Here is a 4816-nt window from a genome sequence, read left to right on the forward strand (position 1 = left end):
CCCTCAATCCGGAAGAACTCCGGAAATTAGGTGTCTTTTGGCTAAACTCAGGAAGACCCAATAGAAGACCCAATAATGTTTATATCACTCGCCTCCATGTTCGCTATACCCGTGATACGTTCCCAGAAGATTTGATGTTCCAGGAAACGTCAAACCGTGAATTGTTTCAGGGACGATATATCCTTCGTCATCCCTTTACTGGGAAGATGAGCTGTAGCGCAGGAGTTGACTATCAACAATCCTTAAATCGACGATTGAAACAGGAAGCTCAAACCTTAGCTGAGTTGACTGGATGGGATATTGATGAAATCCGCAATAAAATCGATTTTCCTGATGTTAAGCCTATTCCTTGGTGGAGACATCTTTGGTAAACCATGGAAATCGTTACTTGTGACTTGTTACTTGGTTACTTGTTTTACTTGTTATTTCTTACTTGACAAGTAACAAGTAACCTAGACTTAATGTAAAGCAATCTAAATTTTAACAAAGATATGTAACGCAATTATAGCGTTTCTCGCAGTTATGAGGTACACTAGTCTTTGAGACTGATTACCTTAAAACCCTCTTTACTATTGCCTTTTGCCTTTTGCCTTTTGCCTTAAAGGGATAAGCAATGTCGCTCATGAGTATGAGAACTGCTATATCATAAATTTGACGGGTTGAACCAGGGTAAGCTCATCTAAATTAGTATCAAAAACTACAGATAAAAGTTTTTTGACTGAAGTTACTCTGTTCATTTGTACTACTTTGAGACTCAAACTCCCTTAAGGTAAGCGATGTAGCAATTGAGTTTCCCAAAAGGGAATAGGTAATAACCAATTTAAATGCATATCAGCTTATTTATAGGACAAGTTTTACTGCCCTTATTTTTACCCAAAGGAATGCGACCGGATCGGGTATTACGGGCAATTGTAGGATTAACAATATTTAGTTCAGCTGATCTAGCAGAAAAGGTGCGGGGTGGAATCCAAGCCATACCGAGAGGTCAAGTAGAAGCTTCTAAAGCCCTAGGTTTGAATACCCCGTTCACTTTAGGATTGATTGTTTTACCTCAAGCTTTTAAAATATCGATTCCATCGATTGTCGGTCAGTTTATTAGTCTGTTTCAGGATACAACACTGTTGGCAATTGTGGGATTATTATAATTGAATTATTGAATGATTAATTATAAATTATGAATGGGGTTGAAGGCGACTTAAAGTCTAGCTTTAGCTAAGTTCTGCTCAACCAGTCGCAATAGCAGAGGTTCCACTGCTAGCCCATATGAATGATAAGTGATGAATGATCAATTCTGAATGGGGTTCTGAGGTACTTGTTCAGCTTAGATGTTAATAACGGCAAGAGACCTTAACATCCTAAACTAACACTGACTCCTTGCTCGATTAAGATGATATTTTTATTGTTGATAGTCTAGATAAATTCGGAGTTAAACGCTATGTCACAAGAAATCTTCGACTTTGTGATTCCTCTCTATCAGTTGCGCTGGAACACGCGGGGTGTGCTTGAGGGAATTACAACCCATTACAAACCTCGCAGTATCCATGTGATTTCACCTGAGCCAGAGGCGCGATCACTACAACAGGTGTCTCAGGGTTGGGAAGTGGCTCCCCTTTATACCCATTCTGAGGAAACCTTCTTTCAAAAGAGTGGTCTGACAAAAGACAGAATTTGTGCTGAACTGGAACTCGGGGAATCCCTTTATACTCCAGGCTGGTTCTATCAGCAACTCTTAAAACTGGGTGCTGGTGAGGGAATTGATGACTTAAGTGAATGGTATGTTGTCTGGGATAGTGACCTACTTCCGGTTGCGACTTGGCCGCTGATTTGTGAGGAGAACCAAACCCAACAGCATACGTTTGCCCTACTTCAGCACAATCAGTGGGGCAATGCGAGCATTGTCTCCACTTGGGCAGAATGGATTCGCTCGGTGTTGGGGGTTGAACCCCTAACAGACCCTGAAGGCACTTTTATTCCCCATCATATGTGGTTTAAACAAGAGCACCTTAAGTCCTTTAAGTGTCAGGTGAGCAACTACTTTCAATCGGATGACCATTGGTTGTTGCTGATGATGCGATCTGCGCTGAAATTTGGCACCTTTAGTGAATATTGGTCTTACGTTTCCTGGGTGGCAGCTCAAGCCCCAGATCATCTGGCTTTTCATCCCTATGAACGCTATGGGGCAACCACTGAACGGTTTTTTGATGATGGTACGGGTTTGTTTTCTGCGACATTACGGCGATATCAATCGACGGTATCCCAGCCGACTCAAGAAAGCTTTTCTCCGTCCTATACAGAGTTAGAATCCTTTATTCAAGCTGAGTATGGGTCAGATCCGCTGCCATCTTCTTTATCTTTTGAAAGTAGCCCTCGACATCTCAAAAAGAACAGAGAGAATATGCATATCGAAGAGTTGCGTTCTCGTTGGAATCCTCGCATGACTGAAGTCTCTAGCACACACTAAAGATTGGAAATCTAAATGGATTCGGGTTCATCTGGGATGGCAGCAGGTCACCTCCCGGTATATAGGACTCACCATGACCGAGACATCAACAAGTTTGGGAATCCCGCGCCAAAAGTGAAACGTTGGCGTCGGGAGGAGGTCAACAATGGTCTTCAAACAACCTGTTGACCGAAAAGTCGTTAGTTATTGTATGAAAACAATCGGTTTATGCCACTCCAAAGACTACAAAAATTGATTAAGCCTATTATCCAGGATATCGGCTATGAATTAACAATTCGGAACCGGATTAAACAGATTCCGATTATTCAAGAAATAGAACGTTTAAGGACAAGTGAACGCTATCAAAATCCTCAGGGTTTAATTGCTTTTGGTAGTAAGGTTTATTCCCAAAGTGATGAAGATGGCATTATTAGAGAAATCTTTAACAGGATTGGTGTCACGAATCAAATCTTTGTTGAATTTGGCATTGGCAATGGCTTAGAAAACAATACCCTTGCCCTGCTTTTTGATCATTGGCAAGGTCTATGGATCGATGCGTCGTCTAGTTCGGTAAATAAAATTAGAAAATATTTTCATAAAGTCATAGAAAATGGTCAGTTAAAAATCGTTGAATCCTTTATTACAAAAGAGAATATCAACGAATTAATTTCTGCCAATATAGATGCTGATGAAATCGATATATTATCAGTCGATATTGATGGTAATGACTATCATATTATTGATTCAATCACCTGTATAAGTCCCAGAGTGATTGTCGTTGAATATAATGCCAAGTTCACACCACCCATTTTATATTGTATGGACTATGATGCCACACACAGATGGGAAAAAGATGATTGTTTTGGGGCTTCATTGAAGTTTTTTGAGGTCAATCTAGATAAAAAAGGGTATTATCTTGTGGGCTGTAACTTATCGGGTGTTAATGCATTTTTTGTCAGAAAAGATTTGGTTAGTGATCAATTTTTTGCTCCGTTCACGGCTGAAAATCATTATGAACCTGCCAGGTATTATCTCTCGGGATATTTTGCAGGTCATCCTGCCAGCTATCAAACCTTAGCAAAATCTCTGACCATGCGCTCTATTTGAAATTCGCTGAACATCAGCACCCCGCTCTAAAGAGACGGGGCTTTTAGCTTCCCTTTTTAGGTAGCTGACCAGCTATCAGAATTGTTCTTGATCTGAGTTGTCTCTCTATCCTGTGTTTCACAGAAAGTGGAACTTTTGAAATCCCATAAAAATTTTTAAAATTAAGCTTGATTTTTGTTAAAATTTACTATTAAAAATACCAATAAAGTTGATATTTGAGCCGATGAAACTTGCCCGCTTAAACTCAGACAGTCTTATCCCCCGCTTCTACAGGCTTGCGGCCATTAATACTCTCTCCGTAAGTATTCACCGGTCAGTGGTCAGCCGTCAGCTGTCAGTGGTCAGTGGTCAGCCGTCAGCTGTCAGGGGTCAGTGCTCAACAGACGTAACTCAGATTAGACAAATGGTTACCTGTTTTATTCAAAAGCTGAGAGCTGAAAGCTGAGAGCTGAGAGCTGAGAGCTGAGAGCTGAGAGCTGAGAGCTGAGAGCTGAATGCTTACCTCTCTCCAATATCATGATTCCCTTATCGGGCTTAGTCAGCGTGGCTTTCCTGGGACATCTGCCAGAAATTCGTCACTTAGCAGGAGTTGCAGTCGCAACGGTTTTGTTTACCTATCTTTACCGACTTTTACACTTCTTGCGGATGGAACGGGAGCGACGGCTCAAGCTGTAGGCAAAGATGACCGCGAAGCCATGTTATTATTGGGTTTACGCAATGGATTGATAGCGTTGGTACTGGGTGTATTAATTGTTATTTTACAATATCCTATCGAGAAAATTTGGTTTCTTATACTCGATGCTCCTGATGACGTTAAATCTTCTGGTATTGCTTATTTTAATGCCCGTATTTGGGGTGCTCCCGCAGTGGCACTTAACTTAGTCGTGATCGGTTGGTTATTAGGAAAAGAGATGAGTGGTAAGGTGCTAGTGATAACAATCCTTGGCAATTTAGGCAATATAATCTTTGATTATTTTTCCATTATTAAATGGCATTGGGGCAGTATTGGAGCTGGTTTTTCTGCTTGTTTGAGTCAATATTTGACCTTATTTGTGGGAATATTCTTTATCAGTCAGGATGTTCGATTCCAAGAAATTCAGCAGTTAAGTGATTGCATTTGGCAGGGTTCCATTTAGATTAGGATAATATAATCGGGGGTAAGGCCAAAGGAAATAGAGTACAGAAACAAGATACTCTAATAGACCTATGCGCAAAAGTATTTTTCTGATAGTGTTTACTCAATTCTTGTCCACTGTTCCCTGTTCCCTG

6 protein-coding genes and 2 pseudogenes are annotated in these 4816 nt (G+C 40.7%); all 8 read left to right on the forward strand.

Annotated elements, in window-relative coordinates; all coding sequences use genetic code 11:
- Window positions 1-371, forward strand: a pseudogene (locus F6K20_RS24510) (DUF2330 domain-containing protein); the annotation flags it as partial.
- Between the two features lie 465 nt (window positions 372-836).
- Window positions 837-1142, forward strand: a pseudogene (locus F6K20_RS24515) (ABC transporter permease subunit); the annotation flags it as partial.
- A 293-nt stretch (window positions 1143-1435) separates the two neighbouring features.
- On the forward strand, window positions 1436-2461 hold the full coding sequence (locus tag F6K20_RS24520; RefSeq protein ID WP_008181924.1) for a DUF6492 family protein: 1026 nt from the start codon (window positions 1436-1438) through the stop codon (window positions 2459-2461).
- Window positions 2462-2476: 15 nt separating this feature from the next.
- The gene (locus F6K20_RS24525) at window positions 2477-2629 is read left to right on the forward strand and encodes a hypothetical protein (protein ID WP_154659738.1); all 153 of its coding nucleotides are present in this window, start codon (window positions 2477-2479) and stop codon (window positions 2627-2629) included.
- A gap of 39 nt (window positions 2630-2668) precedes the next feature.
- Window positions 2669-3547, forward strand: a complete 879-nt coding sequence (locus tag F6K20_RS24530) for a hypothetical protein (RefSeq protein WP_287250588.1) — start codon at window positions 2669-2671, stop codon at window positions 3545-3547.
- A gap of 223 nt (window positions 3548-3770) precedes the next feature.
- Window positions 3771-3992, forward strand: coding sequence for a hypothetical protein (locus F6K20_RS24535; protein WP_287296359.1), 222 nt, complete (start codon window positions 3771-3773; stop codon window positions 3990-3992).
- 71 nt (window positions 3993-4063) lie between these two features.
- Window positions 4064-4222, forward strand: a complete 159-nt coding sequence (locus F6K20_RS24540; RefSeq protein WP_229414257.1) for a hypothetical protein — start codon at window positions 4064-4066, stop codon at window positions 4220-4222.
- A gap of 20 nt (window positions 4223-4242) precedes the next feature.
- Entirely contained in the window at window positions 4243-4683 is a 441-nt protein-coding gene (locus F6K20_RS24545; RefSeq protein WP_287296361.1) for an MATE family efflux transporter, read from the forward strand.
- Window positions 4684-4816 lie beyond the last annotated feature (133 nt).

Source organism: Moorena sp. SIO2C4, from assembly GCF_010672485.1.
In the GTDB taxonomy this organism is placed as follows: domain Bacteria; phylum Cyanobacteriota; class Cyanobacteriia; order Cyanobacteriales; family Coleofasciculaceae; genus Moorena; species Moorena producens.

What these genes read in the sequence shown, in the direction of transcription:
- F6K20_RS24540 (WP_229414257.1), top strand. Translation starts at nt 4,064, where the DNA reads ATGATTCCCTTATCGGGCTTAGTCAGCGTGGCTTTCCTGGGACATCTG.
- F6K20_RS24545 (WP_287296361.1), top strand. Translation starts at nt 4,243, where the DNA reads ATGTTATTATTGGGTTTACGCAATGGATTGATAGCGTTGGTACTGGGT.
- F6K20_RS24530 (WP_287250588.1), top strand. Translation starts at nt 2,669, where the DNA reads ATGCCACTCCAAAGACTACAAAAATTGATTAAGCCTATTATCCAGGAT.
- F6K20_RS24535 (WP_287296359.1), top strand. Translation starts at nt 3,771, where the DNA reads ATGAAACTTGCCCGCTTAAACTCAGACAGTCTTATCCCCCGCTTCTAC.
- F6K20_RS24520 (WP_008181924.1), top strand. Translation starts at nt 1,436, where the DNA reads ATGTCACAAGAAATCTTCGACTTTGTGATTCCTCTCTATCAGTTGCGC.
- F6K20_RS24525 (WP_154659738.1), top strand. Translation starts at nt 2,477, where the DNA reads ATGGATTCGGGTTCATCTGGGATGGCAGCAGGTCACCTCCCGGTATAT.